This window comes from Kribbella sp. DT2 (assembly GCF_049844575.1).
In the GTDB taxonomy this organism is placed as follows: Bacteria; Actinomycetota; Actinomycetes; order Propionibacteriales; family Kribbellaceae; genus Kribbella.
In genome coordinates this window covers 542,897-565,704 of the sequence record NZ_JBNCLH010000003.1, presented here as the reverse complement: position 1 = coordinate 565,704, position 22,808 = coordinate 542,897, and the positions used below count along the sequence as shown (strand labels likewise).

The window sequence follows — 22,808 nt, the reverse complement described above, 5'->3', positions numbered from 1 at the left end:
GGGGTGGAGATCTGATCAAATAGCAGGTAGTGGTGGCCGGTGTTCCCGCGAAGTCACCGGCCACCACGCTGGGTTGGGGGTCAGCCGTTCCAGCCGCTGCCTTGTTTGATCCGGGTGCCCAGGGCGTTGGGCTTGCCGGGGTAGACGTACAGGTCGCCGCCGGTGTTCGCGACGGTGATCAGGTCCGGTACGGCGTCGCCGGTGAGGTCACCGAAGCCGGTGAGGGAGCGCATGCCGTTCCAGCCGCCGGTGCCGATCTCTGTGCGGGAGGTGCCGCCGGCGAAGGTCAGGCCCTTGTAGAGCCAGAGCTTGCCGGTCGAGGTGTCGACGGCGGCGAAGTCGGGCTTGCCGTCGCGGGAGAGGTCACCGACGGCGGCGAGCTTGGTCATCTTCTGCCAGCTCGTGCCCAGCTGCTTGCGCGCGGCGAGGCCGTTCAGCTTGCCGGGGTAGACCCAGAGCTTGCCGGTCGACTTCTCGACGGTCACCAGGTCCGGCTTGGCGTCGCCGGTGATGTTGCCGATGCCGATCAGGTCGCGCATGCCGGTCCAGCCGGAGTTGCCGATCAGGAGCCGGGTGGTGCCGGACAGTGACGGGCCGCGGTACAGCCACAGCTTGCCGGTGGACTTCTCGACGGCCGCGACGTCGGCCAAGCCGTCGCCGGTCAGGTCGCCGACGCCGGTCAGCTCGGTCATGCCGTTCCAGCTCGTTCCGATCTTGACGGCAGCGGAACCGCCCTCGAACGACCCCTTGCCGTTGTTCGTGTACCGGTACAGATCGCCCGTCGGCCGGTGCACCGCGATCATGTCCTGCAGCCCGTCGCCGGTCAGGTCGCCGGCGTTGGTCAGGTCCGCGTCCGAGTGCCCGGCGACGTACGAGAGACCGTACGACTGCATCGCCGCGTTCAGCGTCGAGGCCGCGATCGTGTGCGTGCCTCCGGTCGGCTTCCACGGGTCCCAGACGGTCAGCGTCTTCGCGGTCCGGTCGTACCCGTAGACGAGGATCGCGTGCCCGAAGTGGCCGTTCAGCCCCTTGTTCCAGGGCAGCTTCTCCATCCAGACACCGATCATCGGCGCGCGCTTCAGCGTGCCGATGTCGTACGCCGCCCAGTTCAGCAGGTTGGTCGGGTTGCCGGTGGTGTCGCTGCTCCAGATCGAGTACCCGAGCGGGTTCACGTGCTTGTTGACCACCGGCATCGAGGTCCGGTTGTAGGTCCCGTCGGTGGTCGTGCCCATCTCCTTGGCCAGCGTCTGCTGGGTGACGTTCACGCCGTACGTCGACAGCGTGACCTGGCTCGAGGCGGGGACGCAGAAGTAGTTCGTGCTCTGGTAGACGCCCTTGATCGACAGCTTGCCGGACGTCGGTACGGCGGCGACGGCGCGCGCGAGCTGCTGGGACGAGTTGGGGCGCGGGGCAACGGCCGGGCCGGAGACGCTCGACGGCGAAACCGCCTTCGGCGCGAAGGCGGCGGCTTCCGCAGCAGTCAGCGGGACGGAGCCCGCGACGGGCGGGAGGCTTGAGGCGGTCGGGCCAGAATCGGCGGCGGGAGCGCCGGTGTCCGCGGTCGCCATGTGGGCGACTCCTCCGACGACGAGGCCCAGGCTCACCACGGCGGCGGTGGCGAGCTTCCAACGGTGACGCAGTCTCATGCAGGGGTCCTCACGACGTACAGGCGGATGCAGCGAGAACAACCCAAGCACGACGAAGGGGCAGACCGGTCGAACGGTCTGCCCCTCCAAGTGATCAACTCAGCAGGTGGCGGTCGGGACCGCCCAGTCGGCGCGGTCGTTGTAGCCGCCGTCGCCGGCGTCGCCGACGACCAGGTCGAGCACCCGGACCCCGGTCAGGTCGACGTCGACCTGCTTCGGGTCGTCCCGGCCGACGGTCCCGCTGTCGTACAGAACCTTGCCGTCACCAACGACCTGGAAGGTGGAGGTGCCACCGTCCGGACCGACGGTGCGGACGGCGTCGTCGATGCCGACGGTCGCGGTGAACCGGCTGCACTGCTGCCCGACGTAGTACCGGACCAGCGACGGCGACGCGACACCGATGCCGGTCTCGTAGGTCTGGCCGACCAGGCTGATCGGCGACCCGCCGCCGACCGACTCGTCGACGGTCGGCGTCATCCAGCCACTGGTCGCGGTGATCCAGTCGTGGTGTGAGAGCTGCGCGGTGCCGGACGGCGGCTCCGGCGCAACCACGACCGGCGAGACCGTGGTCTGGGTCTGCTCGCCGTACCCGATCGCCTCGTACGACGTCCGCGCCGTCAGCGCGGCGTTCCCCGGTGCCGCGCCCGCCGGCAGTTTCGCGGTGAAGGCGAACGTGAACTGCTGACCCGGTGCAAGCACGATCGGCGCCTTGGTCAACGACTTGATCGTCCACCCGGTGCCACCGGCAAGCGTCGCGGCCGGCTTCAGCACCGGCAGGATCCCGTCGTTGCGGACGGCAACCTCGACGCGGAGCTCGTCGCCACCGGCAACCACCGGAGCAACGTCAGCCGGCTGAACAGCCGAGCCGACCTTGGTCACCTGAGGAATCCCGGCGGTGACGTGCGGGACACCCGGCAGACCACGCGCCGGCTCGACCCGGAACAGCGCCGTACCGTGCGCCGGCACCGCGGCGCTGATCGTGCCCGCGCTCTCGGTGACCTTGTTCGTCCACGCGTTCTTCAGCGTGAAGCGACCGCCACCAAGGCCAACAGCCTTAGCCGTCGTGGTGAGCGTCTTCGCGCTGTCCCCACGGTTCAGCAGCACGACCGCGCGACCACCGTCGGCGAGCCGCTTGACCCACGTCTCCGTCGTACCGGCCGCACCGACGCGCACGGCCTGGACGACCGCCTTGTCCTGGTTGATCGCGAGCACGTCAGGATCGGTCAGCGTCGCGATCGAGGTGTCGCTCAGCTTGCGGACGTCGCTGCCGATGATCAGCGGTGCCGCGGCCACGGCCCACAGCGTCATCTGGCTGCGGAACTCCTCGTCGGACATGCCCAGCTCCGGCGCGAGGTAGTCGGGGTCGTTGAACGCGCCCGGCCGGACGACCTCCGGGTGCCGCGCGTTCGCGTCGTAGTTGCGCAGCACGTCCTTGAACTTGATGTCGAACACGAAGCCGACGTCGGTGTAGGTCCGCCACGACTGCGCGATGTCCGGCGCGTAGGTCCAGGAGTTGATCGACTGCTGCGACTCGGGGTAGTCACCCCAGTCCGGCGACGTGACCGGGTTGCACAGGTTGAAGATCATCGGGCGCTTGCTCGCGTTGTTGCGCAGCGCCTTGGCGAACTCGGTGAACGCCGTCTTCGGGTCGAGGTCGGCGGCGATCCCGCAGAGGAAGTCGACCTTGACCGCGTCGAAGCCCAGCGCGGCGAACTGGTCGGCGTCGTGCTGGTAGTAGCCACCGCCGCTGCCGAGCCCGCACTTGCCCGGGATGAACGGCCCGGCGTCGGTGTAGATGCCGGCCTTCAGGCCCTTGCCGTGGATGTAGTCGACCAGCGACTTCAGGCCGCTGGGGAACTTGGCCGGGTTGGCCACCAGGTCACCCTCGGGGCTGCGCGACTGGTCGGCCTGCCAGCCGCCGTCGAGCCAGACGATGTCGTAGCCGGCCTTGGCCAGCCCGCGGCTGACGATGGAGTCGGCGACGGACTTGACGGTGTCTTCGGTGAAATCGCCACCGAGTCCGAAGTACGTGTTCCACCCCTGGTACGGCGTGGGGCTGAGCACCGGAGCGGCGGGTGCTGACGGAGCGGCGGGCGTCGCTGCGGCCGGGACGGTCGCGGTCACCAGAGAGGCGGACACCAGGACCGCCGTCAGGAGACCGCCGAGCAGGGCGGAAGGTCGTTTCACGCCGTTTCCTTTGCTGCCTAGGACGGACGGGCGGGTCGGTCGACGGAGTCGACGACCAGGCAGTGCGAGTCGGCGCCCTCGGGGCTAACACCGACCTCCAGCAGGTAGCTCCCCGGGTGGGTCTCGTCGCCCACCCGGTAGTTCTTCGACGGGTCCAGGCCGGCCAGCCGGACCCGGCGAGGACGGGTCGGCAGGGTGCCGCGGACGTTGGTGTCGGTGGTGTCCCAGAGGAAGACGACCGACTGGCGTTCCCCGTTGTACTGCAGACCCTGATCGAGGAAGTGCACGTTGCCATGAGCAACTGTCCGGCGGATGTCGCGGTACTCCAGGACATGGCGGCGGGCAACGCCCAGCTGCTCGTCCGACCACTTCGACAGGTCGGCACCGATCCCCAGTCCACCGGCCATCGCGACGTGGAAGCGGAAGTCCAGCGACCGCTCCCGGCCGTCATGGGTGCCCTCGGCATCGGTCACCCACGAGCTCATCAGGTGCGGCGACCATCCGGTCAGGAACCCGCGCTGGATCTTCAGCCGGTCCAGCGGCGCCGTGTTGTCGCTCGGCCAGAGCGTGTCCACGCGCGCGGCCATCCCGAGATCGACCCGGGCGCCACCACCCGCGCAGCCCTCGACGAACACCCGCGGGTGCTCCTCCCGCAGCCGGTCGAGAATCCCGTACAGGTTCGCCACGACGCGACCGTCGAGATCCCGCCGCCGGTCCCCCGCGTCCAGCCGCGCCCGGTTCGCGTCCCACTTCAGGTACGTGATGTCGTACGACGTCAGCAGGCGGTCCAGCATCGACCAGATCCACTCCGCGACGTCGTCCCGGCTCAGGTCGAGCAGCCACTGGTTCCGGATCTGCACCGGCTCGCGGCCCTCGGTCCGCAGTACCCATTCCGGGTGCTCCGAAGCCAACCGCGACGAAGGACTGATCGCCTCCGGCTCGACCCACAGCCCGAAGTCCAGCCCCAGTTCGCCCAGATCGGCGATGAACGTGTCGAGCCCGCCCGGGAACGCGGCCGGGTCGACCTCCCAGTCCCCCAGCGCCGATCGGTCGTCGTTGCGCCCGACGAACCAGCCGTCGTCGACGACGAACAGCTCAGCGCCGACCGATGCAGCCCGCCCAGCCAGCTCCAGCTGGTGGTCGGCCCGGATGTCGAACTCGGTCGCGAACCACGAGTTGTACAGCACCCGCCGCGGCAGGTCCCGCGCCAACGACCGCTGGTAGGCGTGAAAGACCCGAGCGAGCCCGTCGGGCCCGGAAGCGCTGCACCCGCCGACCGCCACCGGGGAGACCCAGGACGATCCCGGGGCAAGGGCGAGGCCGAAGCTGGACGGGGCCCGGCCCGCCTGGATCCGGGTCTGCCCGGTGGTGTCGACGTCCGCGCTCATCCGCCAGTCTCCGGACCACGCCAGCTGGACGCCGTACGTGGTACCGGCCGGATCGCCGGCGTCGCTCACGGACAGGAAGGGTGAGTACGAGTGGCCGGTGATGCCCTGGTGGCTGTCGACGGTGAACCGTCCCCGCCGCAGGGTGACCGACTCCTGCTGGAACTCGCTGTTCCACTCGCCCCACAGCGACCGGATCACCGCGCCGTCGGACGTCGGGACCACGAACCCGGCCGAGTCGTGCTGATGCAACGTCAATGCGACGTCGCCGTCGTTGTGCACGGCAACCCACCGCTCGACGACATCGAGCTCGGCAGGCATCCGGTAGTGCAGTACGACGCGCACCGACCGCAGCGGATCGGCGAACGTCAGCTCCAGCTCGTCCTCGTCCTGGACGGCGTCGACGAACACCGGCCGGCACTCGTCGCTCCCGTCCGGACCGCTCACGACCAGCTCGGCCGGGCTCGTGTACCGCACACCTCGTACGCCGTACTCGAGCGGCTCGACGTCGGCCCGCGGCAGGAAGTGCTCGGTCCCGGCCGGCGCGATCACCGACGGGCCGTCGGCAACGGCTTGCGGGCCCCAGGCAACGAGCGAGGCCCACTGACCGTGCTCCGGCACAGCCACGACGTACGCCGTACTGGCGCCGCGCAACGTCCATCGGGTCACTTGACCGCTCCGATCGCCAGCCCACCGACGAAGTGCTTCTGGAACCGCAGGAACACCGCGACCGTCGGCACCGCCGCGATCACCGTGCCCGCCGCGATCACGTTCCACGACGAGACGAACAGGCCCTGGAGCCCGAGCAGCGCCGGGGTGACCGGCATCTTGTCGCCGGACCGGATCACCGTGATCGACCAGAGCAGGTCGTTGAAGATCCAGGTGAACGACAGCGCGCCGAGCGCGGCCAGCGCGGGCCGGGTCAGCGGCAGGATCACGCTGGAGAAGATCCTGCCCGGGCCCGCGCCGTCGATCGTCGCGGCCTCCTGGATCTCCTTCGGCAGGTCGCGCATGAAGCCGTGCAGCACGAACGTGTAGAAGCCGAGCCCGAACCCGACGTGCACGGCGATCAGCGCGATCAGCGTGTCGTAGTACCCGATCAGCTCGACGAAGCGCGAGATCGGGATCAGCAGGATCTGCGGCGGCAGCAGGTTGCCCATCAGCATCAGCAGCAGGACGGTCCGGCGGAACGGGATATTGTACCGGGCCAGCCCGTACGCCGCGATCGCGGCGAGCCCGAGGCTCAGCAGCACGGCCGGGATCGTGACGAGCAGGCTGTTGACCAGGGCCCGGAACTCGTCCGCGTCCTGCCAGGCCTGCACGTAGGTCGAGAACGTGAACGAGTGCGGCAGCGACCCGAGCCCGTTGGCCGCGACGTCGTCGAAGCTGCGGAACGAGATCACCACCACCCAGAGGATCGGCGCGACCCACAGCAACGAGACCAGGCCCATCGACAGGTGGTAGCCACCGGTCTTGAAGCGGTTCCTCATGTCTCCTCCCGGAAGGCACGGATCAGGTAGCCGAGGATGACCGCGAGCGCGAGCAGGAAGATCACCACGGCGATCGCGGAGGCGTAGCCCAGCTGGGTGGACTGGAACGCGGTCGAGTACATGTACGTGCTGAGCAGCTCCGAGGAGTGGTACGGGCCGCCCTTGGTCATCGACCAGACGATGTCGAACGACCGCAGCGAGTCGATCACGATCACCGACAGCACGACCGAGTTCACGCCCTTGAGCTGCGGGATCGTCACGTACCGGGTGCGCTGCCAGGCTGACGCGCCGTCCACCCGGGCCGCTTCGTACAGCGCCGGGTCGACCGCCTTCAGGCCGGCCAGGTAGAGCACCATCACGTAGCCGATCTGCCGCCAGAGCGCGGGCACGATCACGGCGTACAGGGCGGTGTCGGGATCGGCCAGCCACGGGCGGACCAGGTCACCGAGACCGACGCCGCGCAGGACCGAGTCGACCAGGCCGTCCGGCTGGTAGAAGACGCGCCAGATCAGCGCGGTGACGACCAGCGAGAAGACGACCGGGGTGAACAGCGCGGCGCGGTAGATGCCGACGCCGCGGCGTTCCTTCTGCAGCAGCAGAGCCATCCCGAAGCCGCCGGCGACACTGAGGCCGCCGAAGAGCACGAGCCAGATCGCGGTGTTCTTCAGCGCCGTACGGAAGATCGGGTCCGAGACCAGCTCGCCGAAGTTGCCGAGGCCGACGAAGGTCGGGGCGGACAGGCCGTCCCAGTTGGTCAGCGACAGCCAGAACCCCTGTAGCGCGGGCCAGAACACCCAGACCGCCTCGACCGCGAACGGCACGAAGACGAAGGCGAGGATCAGCGGCGAGACCCCCAGCGACCGGCGCCTGGCCGATCGCTGACGGGCCTTCACCTCGACGGCTGTTGCCGTCACGCCTTGAAGACCTTCGTCGCCGCGGCCTGCCAGTCCTTCAGGATCTGATCGATCTGGTCCGGCTTGTCCATGAACTTGGTCAGCGCCGCGTCGGCGGTCGGCTGCAGCGCGTCGCTGGAGTCGCGGTTGAAGAACTGGGTCAGCTCGGCGGCGCTGTTCACCATCGCCTTGCCCTTGGCAACGAGCGGGGTGTCGGCGGCCTTGCCGTCGGGGTTGGCCGGGATCGCCGTACCGGAGGAGTTCTGCACGTACAGCTCCTGCGCCGCCGGCGTGGCCAGGTAGGTGAGGAACTTCTTCACCGCCTCGGGGTCCTTCGCCTTCTTGCTGGCGAAGTAGCCGTCGGTCGGAGCCTCTTCGGCGACCGGAACGTTCGGGTCGATGATCGGGAACTGGAAGAAGTCGATGTCGTCGAGGGCGTCCTTCGGGGCGCTGTCAGCGAAGAACGTGCCGATCAGGAACATCCCGGTCTTGCCGCCCAGCAGCGCAGAGGTGGCCTCCTGGAACGGGAACGACTTGCCCTTGGGGTCGAAGTACGGCAGCACCTCGCGCCACTTGGTGAAGACGGCCTTCACCTTCGGGTCGGTGAAGTCGCCCTTGCCGGCCAGCAGGTCGCGGTGGAACGGCGCGCCGTTGATCCGGATGTTGAGGTAGTCGAACCAGGCCGACGCCACCCACGGGGTGTCGCCGAGACCGATGCCGATCGGCGGGACGCCCTGGGCCTGGATCTTCTGGCAGACCTCGAGGAACTCCGCCCAGGTCTTCGGCGGGGTCACGCCCCACTTGGCGAAGTTCGACTTGCGGTAGAACATGCCCCACCAGTAGTAGCTGGTCGGCACGAAGATCTTCTGGCCGGCCGCGCTGGTGGACAGCGTCTGCATCGACTTGGGGTAGTTGCCCATCGTGTCCCAGACGCTGGACACGTCGAGCAGCAGGTCCTTCTCGGCGTACGAGTTGGCGACCGAGCCGGCGTACCAGGTGTAGAGGTCCGGCGGGTTGGCCGAGGTCAGGTACGTCGGCAGCTGGGTGCGGAAGATCTCCGACGCCACGGTGTTCAGCTTGACCGTGCCGCCGCCGGTCTTGTTGTAGGCCTCGACCAGCTTCTCCATCGCGGCCTTGGCCTGCTCGGCCGACAGGTTGGACTGCAGCGCGAGCTCACCGGTGGCCGAGCCACCGCTGCTGCCGCTGCCCGAGGTCGAGGTGGCGCACCCGGGCACCAGGGCCGCGGCCCCGAGTACTCCGAGGCCCTTGAGGAAAGTCCGCCGATCTGATGCCATCACTGCTCCAGTGCACTGAGTGGTCCGCTGTCGCCGACGATCTTGCGACCAGTTACTTCACTGTGTCAATATTAATTCATAAATTATGTTGAAGAGCTTGAGAGGACACCTCCGTGCAGGTGATCGTGGTGACCGGCGCAGCGACGGGGATCGGTGCTGCCTGCGTGGAGCGGCTGCTGGCGGACGGCCACGCCGTCGTCCAGGTGGACCTCCACCCCTGCAAGGAAGTCCCGGGCCGCGCGATCGCCGTCGTAGGTGACGTCTCCGCGCCGGACACCTGGGCCGAGGTGCTCTCCCGCGGCCGCGACGAGCTCGGGCCGGTCACCGGCCTGGTCAGCAACGCGTACACGGTCGACGTCCGCCCGGCCCACGAGCTCACACCTGCGTCGTGGCAACGCCAGCTCGACGTGAACCTCACCGCAGCGTTCCTCGCCTTCAGGACCCTGTACGACGACCTCGCGGCCGCGAACGGTTCGGTGGTGCTGGTGTCGTCGGTGCACGCGGTCGCGGGCATCCCCGGCCACCCGGCGTACGCCGCAACCAAAGGCGCGCTGGTCTCGCTCGGGCGGCAGTTGGCCGTCGAGTACGGCGGATCGATCCGGGTGAACACCGTGCTTCCGGGCCCGGTCGACACCGCCGCCTGGGACCGGGTCAGTGCCGAGGGCAAGGAGCAGAGCGCGCGGGCGACCGCGGTCGGACGGCTCGGCCGGCCCGACGAGGTCGCGGCGGCGGTCGCGTTCCTGCTGTCGGACCAGGCGTCGTTCGTGACCGCGGCGACGCTCGCGGTCGACGGCGGCTGGTCCGCGGTGAAGGATTCGGCGTGAGCGGCGGCGGGCGCCGCACCGGCGAGCGTCCGGCGTGAGCGGCGGCGGAGCGGGTATGACGAGTTCGACGACCAGGGTGATGGGGAGAGCGACGTGACGGGGATTCAGCGAGGGACGTCGCGGGGGCTGCACGGGCAGATCGTCGAGGTGATGGCGCAGCGCATCCTGTCGGGGCAGATCGCCGAGGGCGCGACGATCAACGTGCCGGACCTGCAGGCCGATCTCGGGGTCAGCCTGACCGCCGTCCGGGAGGCCCTCAAGGTGCTGACCGCCAAGGGGCTGGTCGACGCGCGGCAGAAGCGCGGCACGTTCGTCCGGCCGCGCTCGGACTGGAACCTGCTCGACGCGGACATGATCCGCTGGCACTTCGACGACGACGTACGGCCTGCGCTGCTCGAGGAGTTGCACGAGGTGCGCGGCATCGTCGAGCCGGCCGCCGCGCGACTGGCCGCGATCCGCGCCGACGACGCCAACCTGGCCGCGCTCGACACCGCGCTGGCCGCGATGGCCTCGGCCACCGACGACATCTCCGCGGCCGAGGCCGACGTGGCCTTCCACAAGGCGCTGCTGGCGTCGACCGGGAACGAGTTGCTGACCAAGATGGAGGTCATCATGGAGACCGGCCTGGCCGGCCGCGACCGGTTGGTGCACAAGGCGAAACCGTCCGACGACCCGGTCCCCAGTCACCAGCGCGTGGTCGAGGCCGTCCGGGCCGGCGATCCCGAGGGCGCCGAGCTGGCGATGCGGGAGCTGCTGGCGAAGGCCGCCGAGGACCTGTCCGACGTACGGAAGAAGCCTGGCGTCGGTCGGGGTCGCAGGTGAAGATCGAGCGGATCGAGACGTTCCTGGTACCGCCGCGCTGGCTGTTCTGCCGGATCGAGACCAGCGACGGGGTCGTCGGCTGGGGCGAACCGGTGGTCGAGGGCCGCGCCGAGGTCGTGCGGACCGCGATCGAGGTCCTGTCGGAGTACCTGATCGGCCAGGACCCACTGCAGATCGAGCGGCACTGGCAGATCCTGAGCAAGGGCGGTTTCTACCGCGGCGGACCGGTGCTGAGCAGCGCGGTCGCGGGGCTGGATCACGCGCTGTGGGACATCGCGGGCAAGGTGTACGGCGCTCCGGTGTCGTCGCTGCTCGGCGGCCGGGTGCGGGACCGGGCGCGGGTGTACGCGTGGGTCGGCGGCGACGAGCCGGGCGAGATCGCAGAGCAGGTCGCCGAGCAGGTCGCGGCCGGGATGACCGCGGTGAAGATGAACGCGAGCGGACTGATCCAGCCGTCGCCGTCGCGGGCCGACATTGTCGGCATCGTGGATCGGCTGGCGGCCGCGCGGTCGGTGCTCGGGGATTCGCTGGATGTCGCGATCGACCTGCACGGGCGCGTCGGGGTCGCTGGAGCTCGGCGGATCCTGCATGCGGTCGAGGATCTACATCCGTTGTTCGTCGAGGAGCCGGTGCTGCCTGAGCACCTGCGGCATCTGTCGTCGATCGTGGACGGGTCTACGGTGCCGATCGCCTTGGGCGAGCGGCTCTACAGCAGGTCAGAGTTCCTGCCTGCGTTGGATGCCGGGGTTGCTGTCGTGCAGCCGGACGTGTCGCACGCGGGTGGGATCTCGGAGCTGCGGCGGATCGCTTCGCTGGCCGAGTCGCACGGGGCGCTGTTCGCGCCGCACTGCCCACTGGGGCCGATTTCGCTCGCGGCGTCGCTGCAGGTTTCGTTCGCTACGCCGAACTTCCTGATTCAGGAGCAGAGCCGCGGGATCCACTACAACGTGGCGAGTGACCTGACGTCGTACGTGGTGGATCCGGCGCCGTTCACCTGGGTCGACGGGCACGCGGAGTACAACCCGCTGCCAGGGCTCGGGATCACGGTCGACGAGGCCGCCGTACGGGCTGCTGATCAGAAGGGGCACGCCTGGCGCAATCCCCTGTGGACGCAGGACGACGGGTCCTTCGCCGAATGGTGAGCGCGACCGTTGGCGTCGACCTGACGGACGGTGGTCGGTGGAACTCCTTGCAGCTCGGCGGTCGCGAGTGGCTGTGGTCGGGGCCGGGGCTGGTGTCCGGGCCTCGGACTGGCGATGTCACCTTCACCGATGCGGGTGGGGTGGACGAGTGCTTTCCTACTGTTCGTGGCACACCTGACCATGGTGGGTTGTGGAACCAGGTGTGGAGCGCGGACGGTGAGTGGGATGTGGTGCGGTGGGGCGAGGCGGAGCTGCGGCGCCGGATGAATGGTGGGGAGCGACCGGCGGGTGTCGTCGGCGGGCCGGCGGGTGTCGTCTGGGCGGACTATTTGCTGACGGCTCCGGCCGGGTATCGGTTCGTGTGGGCAGCGCACGCGTTGCTCGACTGTGTTGTCGGTGCGTCTGTTGAGGTTCCGGAGGGGACTGCTTGCCGGCTCTATCCGGATGCTGGGCCGTGGATTGAGGGCTCTTGGTCTGCTTCCTTGGGGACCTACGGGCCGAGCGACGGGACTGCTGTTGGGGCTGTACTCGCTTGTTCGTCCGCCTCCGTGCGGGATCGCGGGCTCGAGCTGACCTTCGACTTGAGTTGCCCTGGGCAACCTATTTCGACTGCCCTCTGGCGAAACCTCGGCGGGTTTCCGGAAGGCGCGCCGTACCGGAGCTTGGGTGTGGAGCCGATGCTCGGGCGCGTGTTCGGGCTGGACGAGGCCGGGCCGGGTGATGCTGCCGTGGTGCCTGACGGCGGCGAGCTGGCCTGGCGGCTGGTTGTGTCCGCCAGGCCAGTGTGATGTCAGCCGAGCGGCAGGTCGAGTACGGCGTTCGGAACCGTGGTGACGTTGCTGGTGCGGATGCTGCCGAGCTCGGCGGCCGTGAGTGCACGCTTGTAGAGGCGGACCTCGTCGAGCGAGCCGTCGAGGTGGTGCGCGCCGTCGAGCCGTTGGCCGACGTACATCTTGAACGGACGCCCGGGGCTGATCGACCCGGTCGGCGCCGGCGTACTGGCGACCTGGGTGCCGTCGACCCACAAGCTCAGAGTGCCGGCCTTGCGTTGCAGGGCGACGTGGTGCCAGGCGTTGTCGTTGTACGCCTTGGTCGAGGCGACCGCCGCCGTACTACCGTTGACGGTGATCAGCCCGCGGATGCGCTGGTCGGCCGGCTCGGCGCGCAGCCAGAACTGCGAGAACTCGTTGATCCCGTAGCCCCAGAAGATCGCCTGCGGCGCCGTGCTCGCGCCGTACTTGAGCCAGGTCATCGCGGTCAAGTCACCCGAGCCGAGCGCCAGCGACTCGGCGTACGGGAGCTGGATCGCGTCGTCGCTGCCGTCGAGATCGCGCGCCTGACCGAACTTGCCCGCGACAACCGTCGTACCGCCGCGCAGGTAGCTGTTGTTGCCCAACCCGGAGACGTCCGGCGTGGTCGTCCCGCTCGCCCCGTCCGGATGGCCGATGTCGGTCTCGGTGAACCGCGCGAACCGGACCTGATCCCGCGCGTCGACCGTCCCGCCCTCGTACAGCAGTCCGATCTCACCGGTGTCGAGCACGGCCATGTCCGAGTAGCCGGACCAGTCGCTGGTGATCCGCGTGCCCTGGGCAACGGTCTGCCAGGTCTTGCCCTCGTCGAAGCTCGACCGGATCGTCATGTACCGGCGCCGCTCGGGATCAGCCGGCGAGGCGAACAGGATCCGGTTGTATTTCGCACCCTGATCGGTCGCTCTGAGCCTCTGCAGGGAGCCCTGCACGGTCGGCGTGGTCAGGCCGGGGATCGACGCGTACGGCGCTGCGTAGGTCTGCCCGCCGTCGTTGCTGACGGCAAAGGCTCGACTGTTGCCGCCGCTGCCACCGTTGTTGCGGGCACCGGCATAGATGCCGCCGTCAACCTTCTCCACCACGCTGATCTCCTGCGGCACCAACGCATCGGACCGCAGATCGGTCGCACCCTTGTGCCAGGTGTCGCCGCCGTCGTCGCTGTAGACGAGTTGCCCGGCGTGCTTGCCGCCGACGTCGTAGTTCGTCCCGGCCACGAGGCGGCCCTTGTGAGCGCCCCGGGTCAACTGGATCCCGTGCACCGGGCCGGTCGCGTACCACCCCCAGGCCGGGTCGTCGATCTGGTCGCCGATGTTTCGCGCCTTGCTGAAAGTCAGGCCGTCGTCGTCGCTGAACTGCACGTACGGCGTCCGCGGACGGACTGTGCCGGCGCCAGGGTCCATCGTGGTGAGCAGCACGATCCGGCCGGTCTCGTAGTCGACGATCGGCGTCGGGTTGCCGCGGGTGGCGACGGCGTTCGGGTCGGTGTCGGTTCCGGAGAGGACGATCTTCTGCGCCGACCAGGTGCGTCCGTCGTCGGTGGAGCGGCGCATCACCAGGTCGATCTCCTGGGAGTCGGCGCAGTAGGTCCGGCGGGCCTCGGCGAACGCGAGCAGGGTGCCGGCTTTCGTGCGGACGATGGCGGGGATGCGGTAACAGCCGTAACCGGCGCCGCCTTTGTCGAACAGTACGGTCTGGGTGATCGCGGTCGGTTGATTGACTGCTTGGGGCTGGGCGGTCGCTTGGGGCTGGGTCAGCGCGGCCGGGAGCAGCAGCGCGACGGCGAGGAGGAGGCGGAGGGATTTGGGCACGGGATGTCCTGCCTTCCGGGTGAACGGAAAGTAAACAACGGGGCGGATGCCACTCGGGTAACTTTTCTCCAGTTATCTGACAACTGCAAGACCCTGGACCTGATCAACTAGCGTTTGAGCTTTGGAGGAGACATGGATCTGCTGGCCGAACTGCGGCGCCGCAAGGTGCTCGCGATCATCCGCGCGGACGGACCCGACCGCGCCCTGGACTGCATCCGGACGCTCGTCGGCGCCGGGATCACCACGCTCGAGGTCTCACTCACCACGCCCGGCGGCGCCGAGGCGATCGCGAAGGCGCGCGCCGAGTTCGACCCGTCGGTGCTGATCGGCGCCGGCACGGTCGTCACCGCCGCCCAGGCCGACGAGGTCGCCGCCGCCCGCGCGGGCTTCGTCGTCACGCCCGCGATCACCCAAGGCGCCCACCGCAGCGTCGAACTCGGTTTGCCTCTCCTGTGCGGCGCCCTCACCCCCACCGAGGTAGTCGCCGCCCTGGACCTGGGCGCGCTGGCAGTGAAGATCTTCCCCGCGAAGGTCTACGGCCCGAGCTACTTCCGCGAGCTCCGCGCGCCTCTCCCCCACGCACCGCTCATCGCCGTCGGCGGCGTCGACGCCGCGATCACCCCGGAGTACCTCGCCGCCGGCGCCCTCGCCGTAGGCGTCGGTTCCCCGCTACTAGGCGACGCCGGCACCGGCGGCTCCCAGCAGGAACTCGCCACCCGAGCCAAAGACTTCCTGAAGGCGGTCGCGGATGCCTGAAGTTCTCACCCTGGGGGAAACGATGGTCTCCCTCCGGACCCGGGCAGCCATGCGGCTCGGCGGGGAAGCCCATCTCTCGATCGCCGGATCCGAGAGCAACGTCGCCATCGGGCTCTCCCGCCTCGGCCACCAGGCTGCTTGGCTCGGTGCCGTCGGCAACGACGAACCCGGTCGCCTGATCCACCGCACCCTGCGAGCCGAGGGCGTCAGTACGTCGTACGTCCGCTTCTCCGACACCGACTTCACCGGGTTCATCGCGTTCGACCAGCCCGCACACGACATCACGCGGGTCAGCTACCACCGCCGCGGCTCGGCCGGCTCCAAACTCACCGTTGACGAGTGCACCGCGGCCATCACGAGCGCGGCCCCGAAGCTCCTCCACCTCACCGGCATCACCCCGGCACTGTCTGACACGGCCCACGCGGCCACGCTCGCCGCCGCCGAAGCAGCCACCGCGGCCGGCGTACGAGTTTCCCTGGACGTCAACTACCGCGGCCGCCTCTGGTCCCGCAGTACCGCAGCTCATTGCCTCAAGCAACTACTCCCGCACGTGCAGACCGTCTTCGCCTCCGAGGACGAGCTCGACCTGCTCACCGACGCCACCGATCCGGTGGCCGCTCTGCTCGCCGCCGGCCTCGACGAAGTCGTCGTCACCGCGGGCGGCAAGGGCGCCTGGTCGTACTCCGCCACCGGTACCCGCCACCGACCCGCCCTCCCGGTCACCGTCGTCGACAGCATCGGCGCCGGCGACGCCTTCGTTTCCGGCTACCTCTCAGCAACCCTCGACAACCTGTCCCCTGACGAGTGCCTCGTCCGAGCCACCACCTCAGGCGCCTTCTGCGTCGGCGGGTACGGCGACTGGGAGTCCCTCCCCACCCGCGAAGACCTCACCCTCATCACCCACACCCACGGCACCGCCCTCCGCTGAACCGTCCAACCCAGCCGGCCCGCGAGCACCCAGCACCAGCACCAGCACCAGCACCAGCAAGCCTCCCGCATCCACCGCCACCCCTGAGCACTCCCCAACCGCATCCGGTCGCCCCCGCCGACCGCCTGCTCCACGCGGCGCGACCTCGCGGCCGGTCGACCGACAGCCGAGCCGCGCCCCCGGCCGACTGCCGACTGCTCCCCATTCCCACGACTACCCCGGTACATCGCGCTAGTCGTCCAACAAGGCGCCACTCGTCGCACAACGCGCCAGTGGACGAAGCCTCCCCCGACGCCCCGCCGCGTAGCGCGGGCCCGCCGGTTGCGGGTACCTCGGACACCTCGTCGGGACCTCGGACAGGCTATTTGGTGTCCGAGGTCGCCGTTGGGTGTTCAAGGTGCCGCTGCCCGTGCTGTGGCAACCGGACTTGCCGGTAGGTGCAGACCGTTTGGGTGAGCGGAGCGGGGGACGGCGAGGCCGGGCCGAGCGGCGGAGTGGTTGTGCGCGCGGGGCTCCGACGAGCAGGGGTGGGGGCGGAGTGGTTGTGCGCGCGGCGGGGCTCCGGCGAGCCTGGGGTGGGTGGCGGAGGGGTTAGGCGCCGGGGGCGGGCTGTGGGAGCGGGCGGGCTGCGGTGGGTTGTAGGCCGTCGAAGGTCAGGGCCAGGTAGCGCTGCCAGATCTCGGGAGAGTCTGGGAGGGCCGGCGCGGCGGTTTGGTAGATGCCGGCCAGGAGGAGCATCACGTCCTGGCCGGTGATGTCGTTGCGTACGGCGCCTGCTTGGCGGGCGCGGTCGACGAGGTACTCGACGGCTGACTCGAGGCGGGCGATCTTCTTTCGCAGTACGGGGTGCTGGCGTACGGCGGCGCCCGCGGCTACGTCGCAGAACGCTTGGTTGTGGACCTGGAGTTCGATGCCTGCGGTCATGAAGGCGCGTAGGGCTTCGGCGGCGTCGTCGGCCTGGAGCAGGTCCTCGGTCTTCGCGACCAGGTCGTCGACCATCTCGTCGACGATGGCCGCGACCAGCTCGTCCTTGTTCGCGAAGTGGCGGAAGACCGTGCCCTTGCCCAGGCCGGCGCTCGTTGCGATCTCGGCGACCGTGGCCTCGGTGCCGCGTACGGCGAAGACGTCGCGTGCCGCGGTCATCAGCTGCGCCCGGCTCCGTACGGCGTCCGCCCGTTGCGGCCGGGTCCCCTCGCTCGTGTTCACGCCCCCAGCATACCTAAGTTGACCAGCCGGTCCGGTTAGATGCTACGGTTGATCTAAACGGACCAGCCGGTCAGGTTAATCGCGAGAGGAACAAGCAATGTCACTCGAAGGCAAGGTCGCGCTCGTCACCGGAGCTTCGTCGGGCATCGGCGCAGCCGTCGCCACGGCCCTGGCGGCCGCCGGGGCGAACATCGTCGCCGGCGCACGGCGTACGGACCGCCTGGCAGAACTGGCCGCGACCGGGGTCGAGACCAATCAGGCGACGACCGGGGCCAACGCGGCCACGCCCGGCGAGATCTACCCCGTCAAGCTCGACGTGAGCGATGAGCAGTCCGTGCGGGACGCTGTCGCGGCCACCGCCGAGCGGTTCGGGCGGCTCGACATCGTGGTGAACAACGCGGGCGTGATGCTGGTCGGCGCCGTACAGACCGCCGACACCAGCGAGTGGAACCGCATGGTCCAGACCAACCTGCTCGGCAGCATGTACGTCGCGCACGCCGCGCTCCCCCATCTACTGGACAGCAAGGGCACGATCATCCAGACGTCCTCGACCTCAGGCCGCTCCGCCTCGGCCGGCAACGGCGCGTACGCCGCGACCAAGTTCGGCATCAACGCCTTCACCGAGGCGCTCCGCCAGGAGGTCACCACGCAGGGCGTCCGCGTCGTCCAGATCGCACCCGGCATGGTCGACACCGAGCTCGCCAGCCACGTCACCGACCCCGCGATCCAGGAGATGGCCGCGAAGCTCTACGCCTCGGTCCGCACCCTCCGCCCCGAGGACATCGCCGAGGCCGTCCTGTACGCCGTCAACCAGCCGCCCCACGTCGCGGTGAACGAGATCCTGATCCGCCCGACCGACCAGGTCGCTTAAGAGGCGATCCCGTCCGGCCGAGCTAAGCCGAGGGCTCCCCCAGCGCGGGATCCTCAGCGGGAAACAAGATCGGACTCAGCAGGTACCGGGTCCGCTCGGAGGTGGCCTCGTTCGTCAGCACCGGCAGGATCGCGGCGCGCAACCCCTCGATCAGCGTGATCAGCTCTTCGGGGCTCAGCCAGACCGCGTGCTGGCGGTACCCGACAAGATCCTCGACGGGATCCGCCTGCTCGTGGTCGAGGTACAGGTTGAACTCGGCCACCAGCACGGCCATCGCCAACGCGAACCCCTGCCGGTGATCGTCGGCCGTCAGCGTCGCGATCGTCGCCGGATCGATCGACGCCCGATCCGCCCGCAACCGGTAGAGCCGCTCGACCGCCCCGCGCACCCGCCGCTCCTCGGCCACCTCGAGCACGCCACCCTCGGCGAGCGCCTCGACGTGCCGGTAGAGCGTCGCCTTCGAGACGTCCGGGATCGACGCACCGAGCTCCGCGGTGGTCAGCACGCGCCCGCCGCGCAGCGCGTGCACGACCCGCAGCCGCACCGGGTGCCCGAGCAGTTCCAGCGGACCCATGGGCCGACGATCTCACGCCGTGCTACCTTTCTCAAACATTGAGAAAGGTAATTGGACGATGACCTGGACCGAACCCCCGTACGCCAATTCGTTGCGCTTCGAGGAAGCGGACGTCACGCTCGCCGTCGACGACCGTCCTACCCAGGGCACCCTGACCCTTCCGTACGGCGGCGCCCGCGTGGGCGTCGTTCTGCTCAGCGGCGGTGGTCCGTTCGACCGCGACGAGACCAGCGGGCCGAACAAGCCGCTGAAGGATCTCGCCTGGGGTCTGGCGAGCCGGGGCGTCGCGGTGCTGCGGTTCGACAAGCCCAGCTTCACCTACCCCGAGCTCTTCACCCAGCCGGGCTTCACGATGACGCAGGAGTACGTCCCGCATGCGGTCGCGGCCGTTCGCACGCTGAGCGAGTACGTCGAGCAGGTGTTCGTCATCGGCCACAGCATGGGCGGCAAGGTCGCCCCGAAGGTCGCCGCCGCCGCGCCGGAAGTCGCCGGCGTCATCATCATGGCCGGCGACACCCAGCCGATGCACCACGCCGCCGTACGGGTGATGAAGCACCTCGCGACGATCGATCCGGCGACCGTCCCGGCCGAGCTCGTCGAGCAGTTCGAGCGCCAGGCAGCCGTCGTCGACAGTCCGGAACTGTCACCGGAGACGACAGATCTGCCGTTCGGGGCGCCGGGTTCGTACTGGCTGGACCTGCGCGACTACGACCCGGTCGCCGCCGCGGCGAAGCTCGACGTACCGATCCTTGTCCTGCAGGGCGGCCGGGACTACCAGGTCACCGTCGACGACGACCTGCCCGGCTGGCGGGACGGCCTGGCCGACCACCCGGCGACCACGATCAAGATCCTGGCCGCCGACAACCACCAGTTCTTCGCCGGGGCCGGGCCCTCGACGCCGGCCGACTACCAGGTCGAGGGCCACGTGGATCCCGAGGCCCTCGACGCGATCCTCGGCTGGTTGCCGACGGCAACCGACTGATCAGATCAGGTTGGCCTGCGCCTCGATCTCCTGCTGGGGGTCGAGCGGGAGCACGATCTTGAAGACCGTCTTGCCCGGATCGGAATCCACGCGCAGGTCGCCGTGATGCTTCTTGACGACGATCCGCCAGGAGATGTCCAGGCCGAGACCCGTGCCCTCGCCGATCGGCTTGGTGGTGAAGAACGGCTCGAAGATCCGGCGCTTGATCTCGGCCGGGATGCCCGGACCGGTGTCGCCGATCTCGACGACCGCGTAGTGACCGTCGCGCCGGGTGCGCAGCGTCAGCGTGCCGGAGCCGTTCATCGCGCCGACGGCGTTGTCGATGATGTTGGTCCAGACCTGGTTCAGCTCCGCGGCGTACGCCGGGATCGCGGGCAGCTCGGGGTCGAAGTCCTTGACCACCTCGATGCCCTGCAGCTTGCCCGACATCATCACCAGCGTGGACTTCAGCAACTCGCGCAGATCCACCACCTGGAAGGGCGCCCGGTCGATCTGCGAGTACTGCTTGGCGGCGCCGACCAGCGTCGAGATGCGGGTGACGGAGTCGTCGATCTCGTTCATCAGCGACTCGGTGTCGACCGTGTACATCAGCCAGCGGACAGCGCCTTCGAGGTAGTCCGGGCCGACGGCGGTCAGCACGTTCTCCATCCAGGGCACGTCCAGGCCGGCCGCGGCCAGCACCGGCGCGACGTCCCAGCTCGCCCGTACGTCGTGCTCGTCGAGCCAGTCGGCCAGGATGTCCTCGGCGTCGGACAGCTCCAGCGGCGAGACCTCCTTGCCGACGGTCTTGGCCAGCCGCTCGACCGCGGCCTCCTGCAGCTCGACGATCTCGTGCAGCTTGGTCGCGTCCAGCGTGCCGTCGGCCAGCATCCCCAGCTTCGACCGCATGCCGGCCACGCGCTGCCGCAGCGTCGCCGAAGCCCGTACGGCGGCCGCGGCCGGGTTGTTCAGCTCGTGGGTCAGGCCGGCCGACAGCGAGCCCAGCGCCAGCAGCCGCTCGCGCTCGCCCATCGTCTCGTTGGTCCGCCGCATGCCCTGGACGAACCCGTCGATCAGGTGCACGGCCATCGGGAACCACTGGTTCATCATCGTGGCCATCGTCTCGGCGGTGATCACGAAGAACGTCGACGGCTCGAGCACCCGCATGGTCGCGTTGTAGGACTTGCGCTCGTCGGCGCCGAGGAACGCGGTCACCGCACCGGCGTACACGCCGCGCTGGGTGCTGCGGTTGATCTCGACCTCCTCACCGTGCGACAGCTTGCACATCCGCAGCCCGCCGGTCAGCAGGATGTAGCAGCAGACCGCCTCGTCGCCCTCGGTGAAGACCACGTCGTCGTACGCCTCGACGGTGCCCTCGCGGGCCAGCCAGCCCAGCTGCTCGTCGGTCAGGCTCTCGAACAGGAACAGCGTGCGCAGCTCGTCGATGCTGATCCGCTGCGACTCGGGCACAGCCTCGGCACTCATCGAACCGTCTCCTTCGTCACAGCATCTCCAGGTATCGGTGCACCAGGGTCACGGCCATGGCTCCGTCGCCGACCGCCGAGGCGACCCGCTTGACCGACTCGGCCCGGACGTCGCCCGCCGCGAAGACGCCCGGCATCGACGTCTCCAGGTGATACGGCTCGCGCTCCAGCGTCCAGCCCGGCGGCTTGCCCCGCAGGTCGGGACCGGTCAGCACGAAGCCGCGGTCGTCGCGCTGCAGGTCGCCGGGCAGCCAGTCGGTCCGGGGCGCGGCGCCGATGAACACGAACAACCACTCCGAGTTCACCTCCCGCGTCTCTCCGGTCGAGCTGTTCTGCAGGGTCAGCACCTCGAGGTGCTCCGACCCCTTGCAGGAGGCCACCTGCGTGCAGGTGTGCACCTCGATGTTGTCGATGGCCTCGATCTGGTTGATCAGGTACGACGACATGGTCGCCTCGAGCGACGGCCCTCTGACCAGCATATGCACGCGCTCGGCATGGTTGCTGAAGTAGACCGCGGCCTGACCGGCCGAGTTCGCCCCGCCGATGATGTAGATCTCCTGGCCGGCGCAGTTCGGGCCCTCGGTGGTCGCGGAGCCGTAGTAGATACCGCGGCCGCACAGGTCCTCGACGCCGGGCGCCTGCAGCGTCCGGTACGCGACGCCGGTCGCCAGGATCACCGAGTGCGCGGAGATCTCGCTGCCGTCGGAGAACTTCAGCCGCCGGGCCGAGCCGGTCGTGTCCAGCCCGACCACCTGGCGGGCGGTCAGCAGCTCGGCGCCGAAGCGCACCGCCTGCCGCCGTGCCCGGTCGGTCAGCTGCGCGCCGGACACCCCGTCCGGGAAGCCCAGGTAGTTCTCGATGCGGCTGGACTGGCCGGCCTGGCCACCGGTCGCCAGCTGCTCGACCAAGACCGTCCGCAGCCCTTCGCTGGCGCCGTACACGGCGGCGCCGAGCCCGGCGGGCCCGCCGCCGACCACGACCAGGTCGTAGAACGCCTCGGCCGGTGAGGTCGACAGCCCGACCTTGGCGGCCAGATCGGCCTCGCTCGGCGCGACCATGACCGAGCCGTCCGGCGTGATCACCACCGGAAGCGTCGAGCCGTCCACGCCGGCGGCCTCGAGCAGCCGCTTGCTCTCGTCGTCGTCCACGCCGTACCAGCGATAGGGCACGGCGTTGCGGGCGAGGAAGTCACGGGCCGCGAACGACGGCGCCGACCAGCGGTGCCCGATCACCCGGGTCTCGTCGGTGGACGGCTCCGGGGTCGCCTTCCACAGCTCCAGCATCGAGTCGACCACCGGGTAGAGCTTCTCCTCCGGCGGGTTCCACGGCTTGAGCAGGTAGTGGTCGAGGTCGACGACGTTGATCGCCTGGATCGCGGCGTCGGTGTCGGCGTACGCCGTCAGCAGCACCCGGCGGGCGAGCGGGAACAGGTCCATCGCCTGCTCCAGGAACTCGATGCCGGTCATCTGAGGCATCCGGTAGTCGGCCAGCAGCAGCGCGACCGGCTCGCCGCGCAGCTTCAGCTCGCGCAACGCGTCCAGCGCCTGCGCACCGGTCTCGGCCCGGACGATGCGGTTCTCCTCGCCGTACCGGCGGCGAAGGTCGCGGGCAATCGACCGGGACACCCCGGGGTCGTCGTCCACGGTGATGATCACCGGGCGGGAAGTCGACGCTGTCATGCCTCTTTCATACCAGCGCCCGGCCAACTGTGGGAGCGATTCCTCCACAGG

18 protein-coding genes are annotated in these 22,808 nt (G+C 69.4%); 7 read left to right on the top strand and 11 right to left on the bottom strand.

Going from position 1 to position 22,808, the window contains the following annotated elements; all coding sequences use genetic code 11:
* Window positions 1-80 precede the first annotated feature (80 nt).
* The 6 genes from ACLQ2O_RS16020 to ACLQ2O_RS15995 all read right to left on the bottom strand — a co-directional run bounded on the left by ACLQ2O_RS16020 (window position 81) and on the right by ACLQ2O_RS15995 (window position 8,896).
* The gene (locus tag ACLQ2O_RS16020; protein WP_425831915.1) at window positions 81-1,646 is read right to left on the bottom strand and encodes an FG-GAP-like repeat-containing protein; all 1,566 of its coding nucleotides are present in this window, start codon (window positions 1,644-1,646) and stop codon (window positions 81-83) included.
* 99 nt (window positions 1,647-1,745) lie between these two features.
* On the bottom strand, window positions 1,746-3,833 hold the full coding sequence (locus tag ACLQ2O_RS16015) for an NPCBM/NEW2 domain-containing protein (RefSeq protein ID WP_425831913.1): 2,088 nt from the start codon (window positions 3,831-3,833) through the stop codon (window positions 1,746-1,748).
* Window positions 3,834-3,850: 17 nt separating this feature from the next.
* On the bottom strand, window positions 3,851-5,887 hold the full coding sequence (locus ACLQ2O_RS16010) for an alpha-galactosidase (RefSeq protein WP_425831911.1): 2,037 nt from the start codon (window positions 5,885-5,887) through the stop codon (window positions 3,851-3,853).
* Window positions 5,884-6,708 (bottom strand): carbohydrate ABC transporter permease, encoded by an 825-nt coding sequence (locus ACLQ2O_RS16005; RefSeq protein WP_425831909.1) that lies wholly within the window; start codon window positions 6,706-6,708, stop codon window positions 5,884-5,886. Before ACLQ2O_RS16005 ends, ACLQ2O_RS16010 begins: the two co-directional genes overlap by 4 nt.
* Entirely contained in the window at window positions 6,705-7,622 is a 918-nt protein-coding gene (locus ACLQ2O_RS16000; protein ID WP_425831907.1) for a carbohydrate ABC transporter permease, read from the bottom strand. The genes ACLQ2O_RS16005 and ACLQ2O_RS16000 overlap by 4 nt, the downstream gene beginning before the upstream one ends.
* Window positions 7,619-8,896, bottom strand: a complete 1,278-nt coding sequence (locus ACLQ2O_RS15995; protein ID WP_425831905.1) for an ABC transporter substrate-binding protein — start codon at window positions 8,894-8,896, stop codon at window positions 7,619-7,621. Before ACLQ2O_RS15995 ends, ACLQ2O_RS16000 begins: the two co-directional genes overlap by 4 nt.
* 113 nt (window positions 8,897-9,009) lie before the next feature.
* Here ACLQ2O_RS15995 and ACLQ2O_RS15990 point away from each other — a divergent pair, with 113 nt between their 5' ends.
* The 3 genes from ACLQ2O_RS15990 (at window position 9,010) to dgoD (ending at window position 11,684) form a co-directional block, all read left to right on the top strand.
* Entirely contained in the window at window positions 9,010-9,720 is a 711-nt protein-coding gene (locus ACLQ2O_RS15990; RefSeq protein ID WP_425831903.1) for an SDR family NAD(P)-dependent oxidoreductase, read from the top strand.
* Window positions 9,721-9,813: 93 nt separating this feature from the next.
* The gene (locus ACLQ2O_RS15985; protein ID WP_425831901.1) at window positions 9,814-10,542 is read left to right on the top strand and encodes a FadR/GntR family transcriptional regulator; all 729 of its coding nucleotides are present in this window, start codon (window positions 9,814-9,816) and stop codon (window positions 10,540-10,542) included.
* The gene (dgoD, locus tag ACLQ2O_RS15980) at window positions 10,539-11,684 is read left to right on the top strand and encodes a galactonate dehydratase (protein WP_425831899.1); all 1,146 of its coding nucleotides are present in this window, start codon (window positions 10,539-10,541) and stop codon (window positions 11,682-11,684) included. Before ACLQ2O_RS15985 ends, dgoD begins: the two co-directional genes overlap by 4 nt.
* 790 nt (window positions 11,685-12,474) lie before the next feature.
* On the opposite strand, the gene ACLQ2O_RS15975 is transcribed toward dgoD, so the two are convergent.
* A complete protein-coding gene (locus ACLQ2O_RS15975) occupies window positions 12,475-14,298 on the bottom strand; it encodes an exo-alpha-sialidase (RefSeq protein ID WP_425831897.1) in 1,824 nt (607 codons plus the stop codon).
* A 132-nt stretch (window positions 14,299-14,430) separates the two neighbouring features.
* Here ACLQ2O_RS15975 and ACLQ2O_RS15970 point away from each other — a divergent pair, with 132 nt between their 5' ends.
* On the top strand, window positions 14,431-15,054 hold the full coding sequence (locus ACLQ2O_RS15970; RefSeq protein WP_425831895.1) for a bifunctional 4-hydroxy-2-oxoglutarate aldolase/2-dehydro-3-deoxy-phosphogluconate aldolase: 624 nt from the start codon (window positions 14,431-14,433) through the stop codon (window positions 15,052-15,054).
* Window positions 15,047-15,982, top strand: a complete 936-nt coding sequence (locus ACLQ2O_RS15965; RefSeq protein ID WP_425831893.1) for a sugar kinase — start codon at window positions 15,047-15,049, stop codon at window positions 15,980-15,982. Before ACLQ2O_RS15970 ends, ACLQ2O_RS15965 begins: the two co-directional genes overlap by 8 nt.
* A gap of 591 nt (window positions 15,983-16,573) precedes the next feature.
* On the opposite strand, the gene ACLQ2O_RS15960 is transcribed toward ACLQ2O_RS15965, so the two are convergent.
* Window positions 16,574-17,188 carry a TetR/AcrR family transcriptional regulator gene (locus ACLQ2O_RS15960; RefSeq protein WP_425831891.1) on the bottom strand — a complete coding sequence of 205 codons (615 nt, stop codon included), beginning with the start codon at window positions 17,186-17,188 and terminating at the stop codon, window positions 16,574-16,576.
* Between the two features lie 97 nt (window positions 17,189-17,285).
* Here ACLQ2O_RS15960 and ACLQ2O_RS15955 point away from each other — a divergent pair, with 97 nt between their 5' ends.
* Window positions 17,286-18,059, top strand: coding sequence for an SDR family NAD(P)-dependent oxidoreductase (locus ACLQ2O_RS15955; protein ID WP_425831889.1), 774 nt, complete (start codon window positions 17,286-17,288; stop codon window positions 18,057-18,059).
* A gap of 22 nt (window positions 18,060-18,081) precedes the next feature.
* Here the strand turns inward: ACLQ2O_RS15955 and ACLQ2O_RS15950 are convergent, their stop codons facing one another.
* Entirely contained in the window at window positions 18,082-18,633 is a 552-nt protein-coding gene (locus ACLQ2O_RS15950) for a helix-turn-helix domain-containing protein (RefSeq protein ID WP_425831887.1), read from the bottom strand.
* 58 nt (window positions 18,634-18,691) lie between these two features.
* On the opposite strand from ACLQ2O_RS15950, the gene ACLQ2O_RS15945 reads away from it, so the two are divergent.
* Window positions 18,692-19,615, top strand: a complete 924-nt coding sequence (locus ACLQ2O_RS15945; protein ID WP_425831885.1) for an alpha/beta hydrolase family protein — start codon at window positions 18,692-18,694, stop codon at window positions 19,613-19,615.
* Here the strand turns inward: ACLQ2O_RS15945 and ACLQ2O_RS15940 are convergent, their stop codons facing one another.
* Both ACLQ2O_RS15940 and ACLQ2O_RS15935 read right to left on the bottom strand, forming a co-directional pair.
* Window positions 19,616-21,079, bottom strand: a complete 1,464-nt coding sequence (locus tag ACLQ2O_RS15940; RefSeq protein ID WP_425831883.1) for an ATP-binding protein — start codon at window positions 21,077-21,079, stop codon at window positions 19,616-19,618. It lies immediately after the preceding gene.
* A gap of 16 nt (window positions 21,080-21,095) precedes the next feature.
* Window positions 21,096-22,757 (bottom strand): FAD-dependent oxidoreductase, encoded by a 1,662-nt coding sequence (locus ACLQ2O_RS15935; RefSeq protein ID WP_425831881.1) that lies wholly within the window; start codon window positions 22,755-22,757, stop codon window positions 21,096-21,098.
* Window positions 22,758-22,808 lie beyond the last annotated feature (51 nt).

Coding starts and splice junctions, on each gene's coding strand:
- ACLQ2O_RS16020 (WP_425831915.1), bottom strand. CDS start 1,646: ATGAGACTGCGTCACCGTTGGAAGCTCGCCACCGCCGCCGTGGTGAGC.
- ACLQ2O_RS16005 (WP_425831909.1), bottom strand. CDS start 6,708: ATGAGGAACCGCTTCAAGACCGGTGGCTACCACCTGTCGATGGGCCTG.
- ACLQ2O_RS15995 (WP_425831905.1), bottom strand. CDS start 8,896: ATGGCATCAGATCGGCGGACTTTCCTCAAGGGCCTCGGAGTACTCGGG.
- ACLQ2O_RS15970 (WP_425831895.1), top strand. CDS start 14,431: ATGGATCTGCTGGCCGAACTGCGGCGCCGCAAGGTGCTCGCGATCATC.
- ACLQ2O_RS15965 (WP_425831893.1), top strand. CDS start 15,047: ATGCCTGAAGTTCTCACCCTGGGGGAAACGATGGTCTCCCTCCGGACC.
- ACLQ2O_RS15955 (WP_425831889.1), top strand. CDS start 17,286: ATGTCACTCGAAGGCAAGGTCGCGCTCGTCACCGGAGCTTCGTCGGGC.
- ACLQ2O_RS15950 (WP_425831887.1), bottom strand. CDS start 18,633: ATGGGTCCGCTGGAACTGCTCGGGCACCCGGTGCGGCTGCGGGTCGTG.
- ACLQ2O_RS15945 (WP_425831885.1), top strand. CDS start 18,692: ATGACCTGGACCGAACCCCCGTACGCCAATTCGTTGCGCTTCGAGGAA.
- ACLQ2O_RS15940 (WP_425831883.1), bottom strand. CDS start 21,079: ATGAGTGCCGAGGCTGTGCCCGAGTCGCAGCGGATCAGCATCGACGAG.
- ACLQ2O_RS15935 (WP_425831881.1), bottom strand. CDS start 22,757: ATGACAGCGTCGACTTCCCGCCCGGTGATCATCACCGTGGACGACGAC.